The sequence below is a fragment of the Gaoshiqia sediminis genome, assembly GCF_025907915.1.
Lineage (GTDB): Bacteria > Bacteroidota > Bacteroidia > Bacteroidales > Prolixibacteraceae > Gaoshiqia > Gaoshiqia sediminis.
The window spans coordinates 1-21,108 of the sequence record NZ_JAPAAF010000039.1; the positions used below are offsets into that span (position 1 = coordinate 1).

Annotated in this window: 12 protein-coding genes; all 12 read left to right on the forward strand. The window is 44.0% G+C overall.

Features of this window, described 5'->3' with window-relative positions:
* On the forward strand, positions 1–210 hold a 210-nt coding region (locus N2K84_RS17285; protein WP_282593087.1), incomplete at its 5' end, for a glutaminase domain-containing protein.
* A 156-nt stretch (positions 211–366) separates the two neighbouring features.
* Entirely contained in the window at positions 367–2,424 is a 2,058-nt protein-coding gene (locus tag N2K84_RS17290) for a beta-L-arabinofuranosidase domain-containing protein (RefSeq protein WP_282593088.1), read from the forward strand.
* Positions 2,425–2,650: 226 nt separating this feature from the next.
* Positions 2,651–3,724 carry a glycoside hydrolase family 43 protein gene (locus N2K84_RS17295; RefSeq protein WP_282593089.1) on the forward strand — a complete coding sequence of 358 codons (1,074 nt, stop codon included), beginning with the start codon at positions 2,651–2,653 and terminating at the stop codon, positions 3,722–3,724.
* A 181-nt stretch (positions 3,725–3,905) separates the two neighbouring features.
* A complete protein-coding gene (locus tag N2K84_RS17300) occupies positions 3,906–4,502 on the forward strand; it encodes an RNA polymerase sigma-70 factor (protein WP_282593090.1) in 597 nt (198 codons plus the stop codon).
* Between the two features lie 67 nt (positions 4,503–4,569).
* Positions 4,570–5,571 (forward strand): FecR family protein, encoded by a 1,002-nt coding sequence (locus N2K84_RS17305; RefSeq protein ID WP_282593091.1) that lies wholly within the window; start codon positions 4,570–4,572, stop codon positions 5,569–5,571.
* A 173-nt stretch (positions 5,572–5,744) separates the two neighbouring features.
* Entirely contained in the window at positions 5,745–9,032 is a 3,288-nt protein-coding gene (locus tag N2K84_RS17310; protein WP_282593092.1) for a TonB-dependent receptor, read from the forward strand.
* A gap of 15 nt (positions 9,033–9,047) precedes the next feature.
* Positions 9,048–10,787, forward strand: a complete 1,740-nt coding sequence (locus N2K84_RS17315; RefSeq protein ID WP_282593093.1) for a RagB/SusD family nutrient uptake outer membrane protein — start codon at positions 9,048–9,050, stop codon at positions 10,785–10,787.
* A gap of 398 nt (positions 10,788–11,185) precedes the next feature.
* A complete protein-coding gene (locus N2K84_RS17320) occupies positions 11,186–13,270 on the forward strand; it encodes an alpha-glucuronidase family glycosyl hydrolase (protein ID WP_282593094.1) in 2,085 nt (694 codons plus the stop codon).
* Between the two features lie 59 nt (positions 13,271–13,329).
* Complete coding sequence (locus N2K84_RS17325) at positions 13,330–14,922, forward strand: sulfatase family protein (protein WP_282593095.1); 1,593 nt, start codon at positions 13,330–13,332, stop codon at positions 14,920–14,922.
* 42 nt (positions 14,923–14,964) lie between these two features.
* Positions 14,965–16,566, forward strand: coding sequence for an arylsulfatase (locus tag N2K84_RS17330; protein ID WP_282593096.1), 1,602 nt, complete (start codon positions 14,965–14,967; stop codon positions 16,564–16,566).
* Positions 16,567–16,588: 22 nt separating this feature from the next.
* Positions 16,589–18,793: an alpha-glucuronidase family glycosyl hydrolase gene (locus N2K84_RS17335; protein ID WP_282593097.1), complete on the forward strand. Its 2,205-nt coding sequence runs from the start codon at positions 16,589–16,591 to the stop codon at positions 18,791–18,793.
* A gap of 74 nt (positions 18,794–18,867) precedes the next feature.
* Positions 18,868–20,937 (forward strand): glycosyl hydrolase 115 family protein, encoded by a 2,070-nt coding sequence (locus N2K84_RS17340; RefSeq protein WP_282593098.1) that lies wholly within the window; start codon positions 18,868–18,870, stop codon positions 20,935–20,937.
* Positions 20,938–21,108: the final 171 nt, after the last annotated feature.

The window sequence follows — 21,108 nt, forward strand, 5'->3', positions numbered from 1 at the left end:
TACACCAAAAGCGACTGGATTGTTTGGACCGCTACCCTGGCCGACGATGTGGAAACCTTCCAAAAGTTCATCGATCCGGTACACAAGTTTGTAACCGAAACCCCCGACCGGGTTCCGATGAGCGACTGGTACGAAACCCCGAATGCCCGGCAGGTAGGCTTCCAGGCCCGTTCGGTGGTAGGTGGGTACTTCATCAAGTTGTTGGAATAGGCATGATTTTAACCACAATAGATACTGATTGATGTTTGTAGTAAAATGCCCGCATTTATTCCGCAGTTGGCAGCACCGACCTGTTAACCCAAAAATGGTGTGGGCATTTTTGTTTTAATTTTTCAATAGATTAAACCAACTTGTTAAATCTTACTTATGCACCTGAAAAAATTATTGTTTTTCGCGATTATTACCACTATCGGTTATTTGTCCGCCTGTAAGGACAGCAGGAATGATGCATCTGTTACAGTTGTTGACTATCCGGTTTTAAACAAGCAAAACGATTTTTATTTAAGTAATCGGGCGCCTCTTCAGCCTGCCCACTTTATCAAGTTACCTCTTGGAAATATTCAACCTAAAGGATGGATACTAAAGCTGCTCGAACTTCAAAAAGACGGTTTGTGCGGACATCTGGGCGAAATCAGTGCCTGGCTCGAAAAAGACAACAATGCCTGGCTATCGGAAGGTGGTGATCATGGCTGGGAGGAAGTTCCCTATTGGTTAAGGGGTTATGCCGATATGGCTTTTATTTTCGATGACGCGGAAATGAAGCAGGAAGCCATGATCTGGATTGAGGCCATCATCAACAGCCAAAAAGAAAATGGTTGGTTTGGCCCCGAAGTCCGCTCGGAAAATGGCAATTTGGATTACTGGTCAAATATGATTGTACTTTTCACCCTACAGAATTATTATGAGTATTCCGGCGACCAGCGGGTGATTGATTTTATGACCAAATACTTTCGGTATGAGATGACGGTACCGGATGAAGAATTTCTTTCCAGTTACTGGGAAAACAGTCGTGGAGGCGATAACCTGTACAGTGTTTACTGGCTTTACAATATTACCGGTGATAGCTTCTTACTAAACCTGGCTGAAAAAATTCATCGCAATACGGCCAACTGGACCCGGAAATCAACCTTGCCCAACTGGCACAATGTTAATATTGCACAGTGTTTCCGCGAACCGGCAACCTGGTTTTTACAGTCGGGCGATTCTGCCCATTTGGAGGCCAGTTACCATGTTCATGATTTGATCCGTCGTACGTTTGGTCAGGTTCCCGGCGGTATGTTCGGTTCCGACGAGAATTCCCGCATGGGCTACATCGATCCGCGCCAGGGTACCGAAACCTGTGGCTTTGCCGAGCAAATGACTTCTGACGGAATTATGATGCGCATTACCGGGGACCCGCTTTGGGCCGATAATTGCGAAGATGTCCTGTTCAACAGCTTTGCTGCCGCTTTTACGCCTGATATGAAAGCATTGCGCTACCTTACTTGCCCTAACGGGGTTACCGCTGATGCAGAAAATCACCACCCGGGTATCGATAACCGCGGCCCGTTTCTTACTATGAATCCGTTTAGCAGCCGGTGTTGCCAGCATAACCACGGTCACGCGTTGCCCTACTATTTGCAAAATCTGGTGATGGCCAGTAACGACAACGGTTTGGCAGCTGTTCTTTATAATTCTTGCGTAACCAAGGCCAAAGTAGGCAACGGCACAGAAGTTACCCTGACAGAAGAAACCAAATATCCTTTTGAGGAAAACATTTATTTTACCCTCAATACAACTGAAAATGTACAGTTTCCCTTATATCTGCGAGTTCCTGCTTGGTGCAATAAAGCTTCGGTTACACTGAACGGAAAACGGTTGCCCTTGGAAGCACAACCCAGCGCTTACCTGAAACTGGACCGCGAGTGGGCGGATGGAGACCAGATCACACTAACCCTATCAATGGATTTGACCTACCGCAGCTGGCAGGTGAACCAGAACAGCGTGTCGGTGGATTACGGGCCGTTGACCTTTTCGTTGAGAATTGAAGAAGAATACAACAAGATCAGCAGTACCGAATCGGCTATTGGCGATTCAAAATGGCAGGCGGATGCAGACCCTGAAAAATGGCCGGCTTACACCATCGACCCGAAAAGTCCGTGGAACTATGGACTTGTTCTTGATAAAAACAACCTGGCAGGATCGTTGAAAATTGAGAGAAAGGAATGGCCTGCCGATGACTACCCGTTTTCGCCCGAAAACACGCCTATCGAAATGCAGGCCAAAGGTCGTCAGATCCCTTCGTGGGGCATTGACCGTTACGGATTGGTGGATGTACTGCCAAGATATCCTGTAAAAACCAGTGAACCGGTCGAAGATATTACCCTAATCCCGATGGGCGCTGCACGTTTGCGTATTTCAGCATTTCCTTTCTTAAGAGAATAAGACATGAACTTTTTGGTATTATCTTTTTTTGTTTTGCTGCAGTGTTCACTTACCCTCGAAATTCGAAAAGAAGGCATGTTGTTTCCTGAATTAACTCGTGCCGGGCTGTATTGCTAACGAACGACAAGGCTGAACTTATCCAGCTGCAAGGAAGTTTTTTTGTAGCAAAGATGTTCCTATGTCTGCGTGAGCTCAGGTAATTCAATAAACAGATTAACATTAGAATATGAAGTTAAAAATCGTAGCATTCGCATTGACCCTAATTGTTTCATTCGTGCGTTGCGGAGAGAGTGAAGCGGTGGTGGGCGATACCGTAAAAACAACCTTCACCAACCCGGTTTGGGATGGCGCCGATCCTTGGTTGACCAAACAGGGCAACGAGTATGTTTATTGCTATTCGGCCAACAATTCCATTGTGGTTTCGCGTTCAATATACATGACACGGAAAGGTGAACTGAAACGGATTTGGCAGGCCCCGGCTACAGGCTGGAACAGCCATAGTGTTTGGGCGCCCGAAATCCATTTTGTTGATGGTAGATGGTACGTTTATTATGCAGCTGGCAGTACGCCTGGTTCTCCGTTTATCAATCAGCGCACCGGAGTCTTGCGTTCCAAAACGGCCGATGTTTTCAGCGATTACGAAGATATGGGCATGTTGTACACCGGCGATAACCCAAGCGATCCGCAAAGCAATGTGTGGGCAATTGATATGACGGTATTGGAACACCAGGGCAAACTGTTTGCTATTTGGTCGGGCTGGCTGGAGCAAAAAGACACAGATGCCACGCCTCAACATCTCTACATTCAGGAAATGGAAAATCCTTATACGCTGAAAGGAACCCGGGTTTTGCTTTCGTCTCCCCAGGAAAGCTGGGAAACCGGCGAGCCGCTCAATCTGAATGAAGGACCCCAGATTCTGAAAAACGGAGAGCAGGTTTTCGTTGTTTACTCATGCCGCGAATCGTGGCTGGTGGAGTACCGCCAAGGCATGTTGCAACTGAATGACCCGGACGGTAATTTGCTCGACCCGGCAAATTGGACTAAAAATGGGCCTGTTTTCCAGGGAAACTCACAGGTACATGGGGTAGGGCATTGTTCGTTTGTCAAATCGCCGGATGGTGCCGAGGATTGGATTGTTTACCACTCGAAAAAAGACGCCAACCCTGGATGGAACCGCGATGTACGCATGCAGCCTTTCACCTGGAATGCCGATGGAACGCCAAATTTTGGAACTGCCATTCCCGCCGGAAAGGAAATCAATCGGCCCTCGGGCGAGGTGGAAATTGAAAACGCAGAGTGATTAGATAGCTGAACTAAACTAAGATGCGTTGTATTTGATTCGTTTGTGTTGTGAGTAGTTGAAAGGTATTGTAATGGTTCATTTCCATTCGAATTGTTCTGTTTTTGCTAAAGGACACTTTCTTGAATAAAAAATTAAGTTTTACTTTTGGTCAGATTCTGGTATTCCAAATTTTTTCGGAATGGACAACGACCTAAATTATCTTTTGCAAAAACTTCGGGAAGGGGATGAAGATACCTATGTGTATCTTTTTCGGGAATATTATATTCAGTTGTGTGCGTATTCAAAGCGTTATGTGGGTCGAATGGATATTGCAGAAGAATTGGTGTCGGAAACTTTTTTCAACATTTGGAAGAATCGGAAAGCCCTGGAAATTCATTCATCTCTAAAGGGGTATCTATTTCACGCGGTCTGTAACAACTCTCTTAGTTACCTTCGAAAGCTAAAGAGAGAGGAAAGCCTGGATGAGTTTTTGGAAATATCGAATGATATTCACGCAGGTATCACATCTGATGAATCGCCTTCAGATAGTTTGATTTTTAGTGATTTGAATGAGGCCATCACAAAAGCCGTTGATGCACTCCCCTCACAACAAAAGAAAGCCTTTTGTTTAAAACGGTATGAGGGAAAGAAGAATGCTGAAATTGCTGAAATAATGGGGATATCTGTTAAAACGGTAGAAATGCACTTATCGAGGTCAGTGCTTACACTTCGGCAGAACTTAAAAGAATATTTGCCCGAATTCCTTGTTTTTCTGGCCCTTCAGAATATTCTTTAATTTTTTTTTCATTCTCCGTACAGGGTTTTTGTTCTTTTGTGCATCATTACTTCTGAAAGTTAAAAGCATGTACACAGAACAAGATATACATCATTTAATTATTCGCTTATTTGCCGGTGAGGCAAATCAAAGTGAACAGGAGATTGTCGAAACCTGGTTGGAACAGGATGACAATAACCGGAAACTATTCGATGATCTGAAGGAAATCTGGCAAGGAACATGGATTGATCAGGATACGGAACAATACGATCTTGAAAGCGCCATTCAGAAATTCAGACAGAAAACTTCTTTCATCAACGCAAAAGCAAAACGGAGAAATCAATTACTGCAAATTGGCCGCTATGCAGCCATTCTGCTATTGGGGATCTTAATTCCTGTTAGTTATTATTTTCTGCAGGAATTAGCCGTTGATTCTGTGTCTTATACTACCATCACTTGTCCGGAAGGTGATAAATCCACGATTGTATTGCCGGATAGTTCTACAGTCATTCTAAATTCAGGAAGTAAATTAACTTTCAATACTGATTTTAGGAATGGTACCCGCCAGCTCTTTTTGGATGGGGAAGCTTATTTTTCGGTGCGGAAGGATCCACGAAATCCGTTTCGGGTGAAAACGGAAACGATTGAGGTTGAAGTTCTTGGTACCGAGTTTAATTTAATGGCATATGCCAACGAGGCAATAAGCTCAACAACCTTGGTGAGTGGTAGTTTAAGAGTCTCAAGTGAAAATAATTCCTACAAAATTGAGCCGAACCAGAAGTTAGTCTTTGATAAAGTGGATAAGCAAACAAATTTATTCAACCTTTCAGATCTTTCGCCCGAAACTGCCTGGACTGAAGGACGGCTGGTCTTTCGGAACCAGTCACTGGAAGAGCTGGAACTCAAACTGGAACGTTGGTTTGACGTCGAAATCGAATTTGCCGATGAACAGGTAAAATCCAGACGTTTCACCGGAACATTAACACGGGAAAGTATTCTGGAAGTAATAGCTTATCTCGGGAACTCAAAATATGTAGCCTACGAAATTGAAAATAATGTAATAACCTTCTATACAGAACAAAAAAACTAAAATGCCCATGAATTGAACCTATCGTGAAAGACGAAAGGGAAGTGCTACCAACACTTCCCCTTCTGAGAAATTAAACCAAAGTTTAACTGTAAAATTCATTCAAATTTATGAAAATTAATCTAATTAAACTGCCCGACAGTTGTGCGGGGGGCCTAAAAAAATTTTATCTGACTATGAAACTCACTTGGCTGTTGATTCTTGTAATCAGTCTGCAATCTACTGCTTCAGTTTGGTCGCAAACAACCAGTATTTCACTAAAAGGAAATAATACGTCGTTGCAAGACTTGTTTATTTCAATTGAGAACCAAACCGGATATCGTTTCTTTTATAATAACGATGAAGTGGATGTTTCGCAAAAAGTAACGATCGAGGTTACCAATAAAACCATTGGAGTTGTACTGAATCAGGCATTTAAGGATTTACCGTACACTTTCAAGGAATTGGAAAATAATTTGATCCTGGTTGAACGAAAATCGGGGAACCAATCGGGGAATAACGTTTCGCAACAACAAATAAAAATTACCGGTAAGGTTACTGATTCGTCAGGTGGTATTTTACCTGGCGTTGCAGTAGTAGTAAAAGGTACTACGCAGGGGACGGTTACCGACGTGGATGGAAATTACTCCCTGCCAAATGTTCCCGGAGAGGCTACCTTGGTTTTTTCGTTTATGGGAATGAAAAGTGTTGAAATTGAGGTTGCTGGAAGCACTAACATCAACTTGGTGATGGAAGAAGATGCAATTGGTATCGAAGAAGTGGTGGCTATTGGCTATGGCACGATGAAGAGGAGTGACTTGACTGGAGCCGTTACCAAAGTAAATATGGATAATTTCAGGGATCAGTCGAATGTTTCGCTGGTTGAATCATTACATGGATCGGTTGCTGGTTTGAATGTCAGCCAGGTGAACGAGGCAGGTAGTGGCCCGAGCATCTCTATTCGTGGACGAACTTCAATATCAGGTGCCCAAAACCCACTCATCATTCTAGATGGTGTAATATTCCGTGGCAGCATGATTGATATTAATCCCAATGATATTGAGTCTATCGATATTCTGAAAGATAACAGTGCCGCTGCAGTTTACGGATCGCAGGCAGCCAATGGGGTTATTATTATATCCACTGTGAAAGCGTCTGCCAAGAAAGCGGGAAAACCCCTGATTAACTTTACCGCAAAATATTCGATGCAAACACCAACATTAGAACTGAAACCCGGAGATGCAGATTATTTTGTTGAAAAAATAAGTGAGAACGTATGGCAGGAAAGCCGGACAGCAGAATCCGGTTATACCGAACTTAAAGAAGGCTGGGACGTGACGCCTCTTTTTAAAACAAATGACCAAGTTCAGAATTACCTCTCAGGAATGGACACTGATTGGTACGGGCTGCTGACCAACAACAATATCTTCATCAACGAACAAAACTTAAGTATTTCTAATCAAACAGAGAATGTGAACTATTTCGCATCGGTTGGATACACCGATCAGCAGGGGTACATGATCAATGAAGGGTTTGAGAGAACCAATGCACGTATTAACATAGAAAACAAAATCACCGACAGGCTTACAGTCGGACTACAGGCTTTTGCCTCGGTGAGCGATTACTCCGGTGTGACGCCTAATCTTGAGCATAGGTATATTATGCCTTTTGAAGCTGCTTATATTGATGGAGAAATTAATCCGTTGCTGGACAACTCTTCGTTGATAAATCCGCTGATGAGGGCTAAGGCCGACAATAAAGATATTCGGCAGAACCTTTTCGGAAATATTTACGCCTCGTATGATATTCCGTTTATCAAAGGCTTAACATATCGAATCAATGTGGCCAATAATCAGGTTACAAACCGCTATTACATTTTTGAACCCTACGCTGAAAACTCTCAGGGAAGCGGCAGTAAGTTTCACAGTATCGGGAATGATATGTCAATCGACCATAACCTGACGTATAAGCACCGATTTAATGAAAATCATAAACTGGAAATTACGCTGGTTTACGGGCTTGAAGACCGGAAATATGACGATACCAGGGCAGGTTCCTCTGTATTTGTAAACGACCGGCTTGGCTATAACCAGTTGGAAGCCGGAAGCAGCGAGTTACAGAAAGCGGAATCTGCAGCCTGGAAAGAATCCAGTTTATTTGCTATGTCAAGGGTTTTTTACAGTTTCAAAGACAAATATCTGTTTACCGGAACTTTCCGTCGCGATGGCTTTTCCGGCTTCAGCGAAGACAACAAATTCGGTTACTTCCCTTCAGGATCAGTTGGTTGGGTAGCTTCAGAAGAACCATTCTTCAAGAACCTGTCAAATGTAATGAATTACATGAAAATCAGAGGATCATACGGATCAAGCGGTAACCGGACAATCGGTCGTTATCAAACGTTGGCAAAGGTGTCGGGCGGATACAATTATGTTGACGCCTCCGGAACTTCAATCTATACTCAGTCGATTTCAAGTTTGGCAAGTCCGAACCTAAAATGGGAAACTACCACGGGGATCAACCTGGGGATAGATTTTGGCTTCCTGAACTCACGCATACACGGTTCTGTAGAATATTATAATAATAATACGAAGAACCTGCTTTATGTTGTTGATATTCCCAGCATTGGAAGATTTGATAAATTCCCCGATAACCTGGGGCGTATCCATAACTCAGGGATTGAATTCACGATATCAACCTCAAATGTCAATACTCCGGATTTCAAATGGACATCTGATTTCACATTCTCACGAAATCGCGATGAGTTGAAGAAATTGTTGGGAGCAGATAATGATGGCGATGGAAAGGAAGATGACCTGATTTCAGAACGTTTGTTTATTGGTCATCCGTTGAATACGATTTATGATTACCAGATTACCGGTGAGAAGTACCAGTTGGATGACGAAATTCCGACAGGCTATGACTATGGGACAAATGTTGTTGTAGATCAAAATGATGATGGAAAAATTGATACTGAAAATGACAAAATTATTGTGGGCTACAACGATCCTTCCTATCGATTCAGTATTACAAACAACTTTCAGTACAAAAACTGGTCGTTAAGCTTCTTTATTAATTCGGTTCAGGGCGGGAAGAATTATTATATGGCTGAAAATGATGTTTATAATCTCCAGTTTGGAGACCAGTATAATTTGAGTATTCCGCATGGTTACGATAATTACTGGTTGCCGGAAAACCCTGGTGCCACTTACCAGAAAAAATCAAATAAACAGACAGGCTCGCTTCGTGGAAAGACATTTGCAAAAAGAAATTTTATTCGTTTGCAGGATGTTTCCTTATCATACAGATTTAAGCGCGAACTTCTTGAAAAAATCAAAGTTAGCAATTTGCGTGTTTTCTTTAGCGGGAAAAACTTACTGACATTAACTAACTGGGAAGGATGGGACCCGGAAACAGGACAGGGAATTACTCGCGGTGGCCGTCCTGTTTTAAGAAGTTACACTATCGGTTTAAATCTTGAATTTTAAAAAACAGCAATCGTTATGAAAAAATATAGAAATAAATTATTTAGCACAGCTAAGATTTTCATGCTACTCGGTTTGTTTTTACTTACATTTTCATGTGATGAAGACAAATATATGGATGAAGTGCCGCTGGACTTTCAATCACCTGAAAACTCTTTTGTAACCAACGATGATTTTGTTGCAGCCATTTATCAATTGCACGTAACTGTTCGCAATGAGTTGTGGGGGCAGGGCGGACGTGATGATATGCCCCGCTTAGCCTGGTATGGAACCGACCTTTGTTGTACTTATTTTGATACCTCAGGTAGTCAGGATTATAAGGCCAGGTGGGGTGCCGATGGGGTTCAAACCAATTTATGGAAAACATTTTACAAATTGATTTATGACGCGAATGTAATCATTGGACGTTCAGTGTCATCCGAAAGTAAACTTACACCTGACGAACAGGTAGTTATTGAGGCAGAAGCACGCTTTTTCAGAGGATATGCCTATACCATGCTCGCTCATTTGTGGGGGGGTGTTCCAATTGTTTTGGAAGAGACTTCAGGGCCCAAAAAGGATTATGTTCGTGCAAGCCGCGATGAAACCTATCTGCAGGCTGCCAGCGACCTTAAATTTGCAGCTGAAAATTTACCTGATATTGATGAAGTTGAGGAATCAAGAATCAATAAACTGGCTGCCAGCCATGTTTTATCCGAAGTGTATATCTCACTGAAAAAATGGAATGAAGCTATTGCCGAAGCATCAAAAGTAATCGATCATCCAAACACAGCCTTAATGACACAAAGATTCGGATCACGCGTGAACGATACAGCACACCCGGAATATCCATGGGGCAGAGGAAACGACAAAGACCCTTATTGGGATTTGTTTCAACCCGGTAACCAGGACCGTTCTGCCGGAAATAAAGAGTCCATTTGGAACCTCCAGTATGCTTATCAGGTTAGTGGTGGTGGAGATAACAATTACCTGCTTGAACGCTTTGTAGGGCCATTTATTACCCGTGCAACCTTGAAACAAAGTGATGGGAAAACTGTTGCCGTATGTGTGTCTCCAAGTACTTACTACATGGGACGCTCGCAAGGATTCATGAAACCAAGTTCTTATTTCTTAAAGTCATTATGGAACAAAAGTGGTTGGGATACTGACCTTCGTAACTCGTCGTACAACATCGTCCGCGATATTAAAGTAAACAATCCCGGATCCGAGTTCCATGGAAAATGGATTATTGCTGATGATTTACCTGTCATACTAAGTAGTAACAATGACACAGCCAGGTACTACTACCCGATGGTTATGAAAGTTACTACTCCGGAGAAACATCCGGCAGAGTTCTGGGATCCAAATCAAACAATACCGGGAACGGTATTGGGTACTGTTCAGCAAACCTGGCGTAAACACTATATGATTCGTTTGGCTGAAACTTACCTGCTAAGGGCTGAAGCTTACCTTGGTTCGGGAGATAAAATAAAAGCCGCTGCTGATATTAATGAAGTTAGAAGAAGGTCAAACGCTCCTGATGTATCTTCAGATGATGTGGATATAGACTATATCATGGATGAACAGTTGCGGGAACTTTCGTTTGAAACATTGCGCATTTTCACGCTGGGGCGTTTGAATAAAATTGTGGAACGTAATAGGGAAGTCAATCCGCTGGTTGGCATCAAAATTGGCGATCATCAAACCGTTTGGGCCATTCCAAATAGTGAAATACAAAAAAATACCGGCGCCGAACTAGAGCAAAATCCTGGCTATTAAAACTTCAGGATTGAAACAAATTTTGAAATAAGAATAAGCCTGCCTGGTCAGGCGGGCTTATTCTTATTAGCCATCTGAGAGACCAGGCTATATTCTCTCTTTGGTACCAGTAATATTTGATCATCTCGAAAATCCGGTCTCAGAGAATCGCGTTTAAAGTGATTCGTCACAAAACTGGTAATATCGAGGAATAATTCAATATACTACCTCAGATAATCACTCGCTTACAATTACGAATTAATCAGATACTCGTGTATATGAATAATAGCAATTTTCTTCTTGTTTTATTTTTAGTGGTTTTTTCAAATTTTCTTTTTGCACAAAAGAACGTTAAAACCTCCGACACTAATGACGAAATCACAATCACTGCTCGCATAGAGGATGGCTACGACTTGTGGTTGCGCTATGTTAAGGTGCAGGATTCAGAGCTGCTGGCGCATTACCGGAACAATTTGACACAGATTATTGTCCAGGGCGATTCGCCGACAGCCAACGCGACAAGGGAAGAGCTGCAACGGGGACTGTCGGGGCTATTGGGCAGGGAAGTCCCGTTGGGCGATGCTGTCACCCTGAATGGTGCCGTTGTGGTCGCTGCGCCAGATTCCTTATCGGATGAACTAACGCCGGTGCACGGTGATGGCTACGTTTTGCTCACAAAGAAGGTAGGAGGCAAAGAGATCACCATCATTGGTGCAAAAACCTCCTTGGGGGCACTTTATGGGGCATTTGGCCTGTTGCGTCTGATCCAGACCAATCAACCTATTAGCAAGCTGAACGTGATGGACAATCCAATGATTCAACACAGGATGCTGAATCATTGGGATAATACCAGCGGGCGGGGCACTTATTTTGGACGTTCAATCAACCTTTCAAAGTGGTATGAATTGCCGGAAAAGCTGGATCCGCTTTACACCGATTATGCGCGCGCCAATGCTTCGATAGGGATCAATGGAACAGTTATCAATAACTTTACGGTTGACCTTCTGCGCACGGAAGATCTGAAAAAAATGGCGGGGTTAGCTAAGGTTTACCGGCCCTATGGGATACGCATTTACCTCTCGATCAATTTTGCCTCGCCGCTGAAAGCGACAGAGGAGACGAGGGGAGGAATTGGCGACCTGGATACCGCTGATCCGCGAGACCCTCGTGTTGCCACTTGGTGGAAAAACAAGGCTGACGAGATCTACTCCATTATTCCCGATTTTGGCGGATTCCTGGTTAAGGCCGATTCGGAAGGAATGCCTGGTCCAAAGCAGTACGGACGCGATCACGCCGAGGCGGCCAACATGCTGGCAGCCGCGCTGGAACCCCATGGAGGACTCCTTATCTGGCGAGCCTTCGTTTATGATCAGGATGTTGATCCCGACCGTGCCAAACGTTCATACAAGGACTTCAAACCGCTGGATGGAAAGTTCGCTTCCAATGTTATCGTACAGGTCAAGAATGGTCCATTGGATTTTCAACCAGACGAACCGTTTCATCCGCTCTTTGGTTCGATGCCTCAAACCCCGTTGATGATGGAATTTGAAATAAAGCAGGAATATCATGGCCGTGTTACAGACCTCGTCTATTTGGGCGAACAGTGGGCGGAAGTCTTGAAGTCCGATACATTCGAAAACGGAAAAGGTTCGACAATAGCTAAGGTGGTCGATGGCTCGCTGCATGGGCATGCAATAACGGGCATAGCAGGGGTGGCCAACATTGGTGACGACCGCAACTGGACTAATCATCCCTTCGCACAAGCAAACTGGTACGCCTTTGGCCGTCTGGCGTGGAATCCACACTTAGAAGCCGATGAGATTGCCAGGGAATGGGTTCGGATGACCTGGGGCAATGAGCATACACTGGTGAATACCCTACAGACGATGATGAAAGGTTCCTGGCAAGCTGCCGTGGATGTCAGGAGTCCATTGGGCCTGAATTTTGTATGCGCGCGCGATCATCACAATCCCGATCCGGCAGGAAGGGTCAACGACTACTGGTACGCCGACAAAAACGGAATCGGCTATAATAGGACAGATCATGCCGAGAGCGGCTGGAACGAAACCGGTAATAACGAAAACAAGATCGGCTATGATCGGAAAGATTTAGCCGGGAACAACTGGAAAGAAACAGGTACCAATTATGTAGGGCAATATAACGAGCCGCTGCGGACGATGTTCAATGATATGAAACAATGTCCGAAGGAATATCTCCTTTGGTTTCATTTTGTGCCATGGGATTACAAAATGAAATCGGGGCGTAACCTGTGGGAGGAGTTGTGCTATAAATACGAAAGCGGATATGAATATGCAAAAACGTTGCAAAAAGAGTGGAAATCACTCGAAGGGTTGGTTGATGCCGAACGTTTCGCTCTGGTTTCCCGAAAGCTGGATGAACAGGAGGCACACCATAAATTGTGGCGTGATACATGCGTAACTTTCTTTGCACGGACGAGTGGACTGGAGATACCGAGCTTTGTGGAGGGCTTGCCATCTCATTAGGAAAGAAGGCTAACACTAAATAAATTGATGAGAAACTGGATTAATTAAAACAAACAACATTGAAAAAGCCTATCACATTTTTGGTTGTATTGACTTCCATCGCATCAATTGCTGGCTCAAAAAATAGTAAACCGAACATCCTATTTGCCATTAGTGATGACCAATCATTTGCCCATACCGGTTTTGCAGGCTGCAACTTTGTTAAGACACCGGCTTTCGACCGGGTGGCCCGCGAAGGCGTTTATTTTAGCAACTGCTATGCTGGTTCGCCAGGTTGCGCTCCCAGTAGAAGCACTATTGTAACTGGAAGATACCACTGGCAAAATGAGCAGTCGGGGCAGCATGCCTCTTCATGGATGAAGAATCATGTTCCGTTTGTGGATTTACTGGAAGCAAACGGATATGCTACCGGGCGGACAGGAAAAGGTGTGGCTCCGTTCCGGTATGCACGCACACCGATGGACTCACTCTGGAGAGCGACCGATGCAGCAGGGATTGAACATAGTCAAATCCGGTATCAAAAATGTTCGTTAAATGACGAACGAACTGCAGAAGGAATAAGCGATATCAATTATTTCGAGAACTTCAAATATTTCGTTGAACATGTTCGAGGCGACAAACCTTTTTTCTTCTGGTATGGAGCCAAAGAACCTCATCGCGATTATGAACGGGATTCATGGAAGCGAAATGGTAAAAAGTTGGAAGACGATGAGTTACCTGGTTTTTTTCCCGATCACGAAATTGTACGGGGAGACCTGCTCGATTATGCTGTGGAAATAGAATGGTTCGATCTGCACTTGCAGCGCATGTTAGCGTACCTGGAGGAAACCGGAGAACTGGAAAATACTATTGTTATTGTCACTTCCGACAACGGAATGCCGTTTCCCCGGGCAAAAGCGAATTGCTACGACTATGGAGTCCATGTTCCTTTTGCGATTCGTTTCCCCAAGGAATTTCCGGGGAACCGCATTGTTTCCGACCTGCTCAGTTTTACAGATTTGGCTCCTACAATTCTTGAGCTGACAAGAACAAGTACAAAAGGGATGCTCCCAATTTCCGGCGTAAGCATCTTAAATATTCTGAAATCGAAAAAAGAAGGGACTGTCAATCCGTCTAGAGAATATGTTTTTGCAGGACGTGAACGGCATTCTTCTTCAAGATACATGAACCGTGGTTATCCGCAGAGACTAATCCGAAGCAAGGATTTTCTTTTGATCTGGAACTTAAAACCCGACCGTTGGCCGGCCGGCGCCCCTCAGGTGATAAAGTCCGGAACGAAGAATGAACTTGTGCCCATGTTTGGAATTGATGAGCAGGGTAAACATCATGCTGAATGGGCATTTACTGATATTGACGCTTCGCCGTCAAAATCGTTTATTGTTGAAAATTGGCAAGGTGCCAAATTCAGATACTTTTTTGACTTGGCTGTTGCCAAACGGCCGGAATACGAATTATTCAATGTAAAAGAGGATCCATTCTGCCTTGATAACCTTGCCGGAAAGCCTGAATATGCATGTGTGGAGCAGGAGATGAAAATTACATTATTGGCGGAGTTGAAAAAATCGGCTGATCCGCGCATTGTCGGACCGGAAAAAGAACTCTTCGATTCCTATATCCGGTATAGCCCGATACGGGAATTTCCAAGACCTTGAAAATCAGATTGTATTGTTGTTTTTTTTGAAAAATAGTACCAGATGAAAACCTCCCACTTAAAATTATCTCAATTCGTTTTACTAAGCGTGGCAACAAGTGCGTGTGCAATTGCACAGGATGAGAAACAGCACGATAAGCCTAATATCTTGGTCATCCTTGCTGATGACATGGGCTACTCGGATATTGGCTGTTACGGCGGGGAGATAAATACCCCGAATATTGATCAGTTAGCCAGAGAAGGCATTCGTTTCAGTCAGTTTTACAATGCGGCACGCTGTTGTCCAACCAGAGCATCGCTATTAACCGGCTTATATCCGCATGAAGCGGGAATGGGAGGGATGGTTTCAACGCACACTGGCAATAAAAATACTGGTCCGTACCAGGGATATCTGAATGACGAATGTGTAACCATTGCTGAAGTATTGCGTGACGCAGGTTACTACATAGCTGCAGCGGGTAAATGGCATGTGGGAGAAGATCGTCCAAATTGGCCGATCGACAGGGGATTTGAAAATTATCACGGGCTGATTAGCGGTGCGTCAAACTATTTCGACATGACGAAGACGAAAAGTCCTAACGTAAAGCGGGTTTTTGTTAAAGACAGTACGGCTTACGTGCCAGATCAGGCCAATTTTTACATGACTGATTTTATTACGAAAAGTGCCTTGGAGTATTTAAAAGTTGCGCAAAGCAAGGAAAAACCTTTCTTTTTATACCTGGCATATACAGCCCCGCATTGGCCATTGCATGCTTTACCTGAGGACATTCAAAAATATAGGGGCCGATTCCTAAAAGGATGGGATGTCTTACGAGAAGAACGGTTTGACAGGATGAAGGAACTTGAAATTGTGGACTCAATAATGACCTTAAGTGAACGAGATGATAGGGTGCATGCCTGGGAAACCTTGAGTGATGATCAGAAAGATAAAATGGATTTGTTGATGTCGATATATGCTGCACAGCTTGATCGCATGGATCAGGGAATCGGCCGGGTGATGGATGAGTTGAAACAAATGGGGGTTTCGGATAACACCTTGGTTCTATTTCTTTCCGATAACGGAGCATGTGAAGAAGAAGGAATTTGGGGCAAGGATTTTTGGGGAAATTTTTGGGATGGTAAAGCTGTCCCCGGTTCAGGAGATTCTTATCATTCTTATGGTCGTTCGTGGGCAAACCTAAGTAATACGCCATTTCGGATGTTCAAAAGCTGGGTACACGAGGGCGGCATCATAACACCGCTTATTGCCCGATGGCCAAATGGAATTGATGGTGTTGGCCGTATTACCAAACAGCCAGGCACGATCATGGATATCATGGCAACCTGTTGCGATCTGGCTCAGGTTGAATACCCTGAATATCACAATGGGAAAAAGATCAAGCCTTCCCGTGGAAGAAGCCTGGCACCGATATTTAATGGAGAAACCCGTGAAAAGCCCGGTATTTTGTTTTGGGAACATCAAGGAAATGCAGCTGTTCGTGCAGGCGATTGGAAACTCGTATCAAAAGACGGAGAGGAATGGGAACTTTATAATTTGAATGAGGATCCCTCAGAATTGAATAATATGATTGAAAAAAATCAACGTCAAGGCGATCAAATGATCGAAGCCTATCAAAAATGGTCTTCTTCGGTAGGTGTAAAGTGAAATTTATTAAACAAACCACAATATGACAACTAGATTATCAGCCCTCAGGCAATATTTGAATTCAATGTTATTTCGAAAGATTCATTACCATTTGATCACGGTGGCGGTGTTGACTGCCCTTCTGTTTTCTTTCACCCAACTGAAAGCAGAAAAAGCACCAGCGGAAGATGGCTACAGCATGTGGTTACGTTACAACCTGATTGAAGATGAGGTGCTGTTAAAGGAGTACCGTGAGACTTTTGAGAATATTGTTTTAACCCGAAATTCTGAGACCCTGCAGGCTGTCGAGAATGAATTGACCAAAGGGTTTACCGGTTTACTCGGTCTGTCTCCGGAAGTAAAATCTGATATTGATTCGAACGGCACATTGGTTCTGGGAACTCCGGCGAATTCAGAAATTATAGCTTCCTTGAAAATTCAAAACAAATTAGACCGGCTTGGCGAAGAAGGTTTTCTAATTGAGCAAAAAAATATTCAGGGGTATCATACCATCGTTGTCGCCGCGAATACTGACCTTGGTGTTCTGTACGGTGCATTTCATTTATTGCGCATGATACAAACACACCAGCCACTTGCCAATCTATCAGTAGTGAGTAGACCGCACATGCCGCTCAGACTCGCCAATCACTGGGACAATGTTGACCGTTCGGTTGAACGAGGTTACGCGGGCCTTTCTCTGTGGGAGTGGAGTACATTGCCCGAGTATAAACATCCCCGTTATGCCGACTATGCCAGAATGACCGCTTCGTTGGGGATCAATGGGGTGGCCATTAATAATGTCAATGCGGTCGCCTGGTTTATTACAGACCATTTTCTTAAAAAAATTGCTGTTTTGGCCGATATCTTCCGCCCCTATGGCATTAAGGTCTATCTTTCAATTAACTATAGCTCTCCTGTTTCTTTGGGAGGGTTGGATGGTGCTGACCCGCTTGATTCTATGGTGATTAATTGGTGGAAAGAAAGGGTTCAACACATCTATGCCTCCATTCCCAATTTTGGAGGCTTCCTGGTGAAAGCCGACTCCGAAGGCCAGCCTGGACCTAAGACCTATGGACGAAATCATGCCCAAGGGGCGAACATGCTGGCCGAAGCTTTGGAGCCTTTTGGTGGAATTGTTATTTGGCGGGCTTTTGTTTATGGCGAAAGACAGGCGGATCGGGTTCGCGAAGCCTACGACGAGTTTGTTCCGCTCGATGGCAAGTTTAAGGACAATGTTGTCCTTCAAATAAAAAACGGGCCGCTTGATTTTATGCCCCGCGAACCATTTTCGCCACTTTTTGGCGCTTTGCCAAAGACCAACACGCTGATTGAATTTCAGGTGACTCAGGAATATTTGGGAAATGGAAACCACCTGGTGTACAAAGGGCCTATGTTTAAAGAAATCCTGGATGCCGACACCTACGCAAAAGGGAATGGCTCTACCGTCGGAAAAGTACTTTCAGGGGAGGTGTTCGATTATAAGTTAAGCGGAATGGCTGCCGTAGTTAATCCCGGAACCGACAGGAACTGGACCGGGCACCCTTTTGTACAATCAAGCTGGTACGCCTTTGGTCGTTTGGCTTGGGACTATTCTCTGCCAGCCGGAGAGCTCGCAGAAGAATGGATCAGGATGACTTTTTCCAATGATGAAATGGTTATTTCGACGATCAAAAAAATCATGATGACTTCAGGCGAGGCGGCTGTAAACTTCAGAGAACCGCTTGGCTTGACGCATATCGGAACCGGATCGCATTACGGACCTGCACCCTGGTCAAACCGCTCAAATCGGTTTCATCAAGCCGATAAATACGGAATCGGTTTCGATCGAACAATAAACGGATCAAATGCAGTAGAACAATATTATCCTCCTTTAAATGATATTTTTAACGATATTGATCGTATTCCTGAAAAGTACTTGCTCTGGTTTCATCATGTATCCTGGAATCATCAAATGAAATCAGGCCACACATTGTGGGAAGAACTGGTGTACAAATATTACGAAGGAGTTGAACAAGTTCGTCAAATGCAGGCGGAATGGGATTCGCTGGAAGGTATGATCGACCGGCAGCGTTTTCAGCATGTCAAGGCTTTACTCGAGATTCAGGAGTGCGATGCCGTGAGATGGCGTAATTCATGTGTGCTTTATTTCCAAACTCTCTCTGAACTGCCCATACCCGAAGGACTGGAGCAACCAAAACATGACTTGGATTATTACAAAGAACTGGAACGCAAGGTATATGTGCCGTAGTTTCAGGCGATTTTTCTAAAGCTAAATGAAAAAAGATGGTATTCGAAAATAATATAACACGAATGATGACCAGAATGAGAATGTATTTCAGTTTGATATTGCTGGTAAGCACCTTGTTGTCATGTGCAAACTCATCCGAAACGCTTGAAATTAGCGGTGGTATTCAGATTTATGTTCATCCGGATGAGGCTCCTGCAGTGCTAACAGCCGTACGCGACTTGCAGAGGGATTTGGAAGCTGTACTTGGAGAAACATCCATAATTGTTGATAAAATACCGGAATCGGGTGAAGTAATCGTGGTGGCGACCGGCGACCGATATGCGGGTAGTCAGCCTGCCGTTACCGGTTGGGAGGCTCACCAACTGTATGCCGATCAGGGACGTATGGTTCTCAACGGTGCTGATCCCCGGGGGACTATTTATGCGATTTACTCTTTCTCCGAGATGTTCCTCGGGGTTAAGCCGCTTTGGTTTTGGGCATCCGAACATCCTTCAAAGAAAGGCATCGTTCGAATCCCTGATGATTTTCGGAAGATTTATCCAACTCCCGATGTCAAGTATCGGGCTTGGTTCCCGAATGACAGGGATCTGATTATTCCATGGCAAAAGCTATCGGAGGAAAATTACGAAGCTTTCTTCGAGACCATGTTGCGGCTAAAACTTAATACACTTGAAGGTGGGATTGCCGACAAGCAAAGCTTCAACCCTCCATATCCGACAGGAAAGGAAGCCACACTCGCCAGGGACCGGGGACTGATGGTTACCGGGCACCACATGCTGGTATTCGGGTCCAGTTACAAAAACTGGAATGATTATTGGCAAAATGTAAGGCAGCAAGCAGCGCCGAAGTTTTCCATCAACGATCGTCAAAGCCTGCGAGAATTTTGGGAGTTTCACATCGATCTTGCACTGAAAAACAACTTGGATGTCATTTGGCTCGTTGGTTTCCGGGGAAACAGGGACATCCCGTTTTGGGAGTTCTTCCCGGATTCGCCGTCTGATGATTCAACACGGGCAAAAGTCATTGAAGAAATGGTACAGATTCAGATTGATTTGTTGAAGGAAAAAACCAGGAAGGAAAATCCCCTCATGCGAATAACGCTCTACAATGAAATGTCGAGACTGGTTTCCAACAATCTTTTCCATATTCCGGATGAAGATTCTCTGATTCATAATTTTGTCGCAGCCCGACGGGATCATTTTCCGAATGAAGATTTGTTAAGTTATTCTTTCTCGGATGAATTGGTGGGATATTATATGAACTTGCAGTTTACTTCCAGCGGATCGCACTTGGCCCAGGCAGAAGGGCCTCATAAAATTGAGCAAAATTACCGGATGGTGGACAGTATCAGCGGTGGAAACCTGATTTTTTCAGTAGTCAATGCCGGCAACATCCGTGAACACGTTTTAGGACTTTCGGCCAATGCCGATATGATGTGGAATTTCAACGATTTCAGTGCCAATTCTTTTTTGAAGAAATTTAGCGCTATGTATTTTGGCGATCAGTTTGGGGAAGAAATTGCTGACTTGTATCAAGACTTTTTTACTTCGTATTGGCAGCAAAAAAAGGGTGATTTGCCCGGATTTGAAAGACAATACCTGTTTCACGACTTGCGCTATGCTCGGGCAGCGGAAATGATCCTGACAGACATGGAAGAAGGGAAGTACCGGCCAAACGTGCTGCACGGTCATAAACTGGATAACCCGGATAAAGGGAGTGTCGGGTATTTCCGGGTTGAGCCGGAAGACAACGGTGTTGAAAACCAGGTGGAAGCTATATTGAAAGGTACGGCCGTAAGTATTGCCAAGCTGGAACAGGTGACTGCAAAGGCCGATGAGATCTATTCAAAGCTAGAAACAGGCCAGCAGTTCTTTAATGATAACCTGCGTGGACAGGCTTACTTAATGCTGCATCTGAACCGGATGCTGAATTATTTGACAAAAGCTTACCGGGAAACTCCCAATGCAAATCAACGCAAGCAATTCCTTCATCAAAGTGTGACCGAGCTTGAACTTGCCGGACAACAATTAAGAAAGGCGGAACATGTTAGGTTTACAGATTGGTATGCGAATGACCGGGTATTTGGCATTAAAAACCTTGAAAAAAGGCTAAAAGAGTATTTTACTAAAATTGATCAACAATAAATAGTAAGCTTGAATTCGGGAGGATTTGATTTTTTGCTTTAAGTTGTATTTGAGTGGACGTTTTTATGAGTAATAATGAACTCCTTGTTGTATGCTTTTTAGTAGCTTTTCCAGTTCGATTGGTTTTGCCTTGTGCTGAATGATTCTTATTGGTGTAGGTGTAGTTTTTGC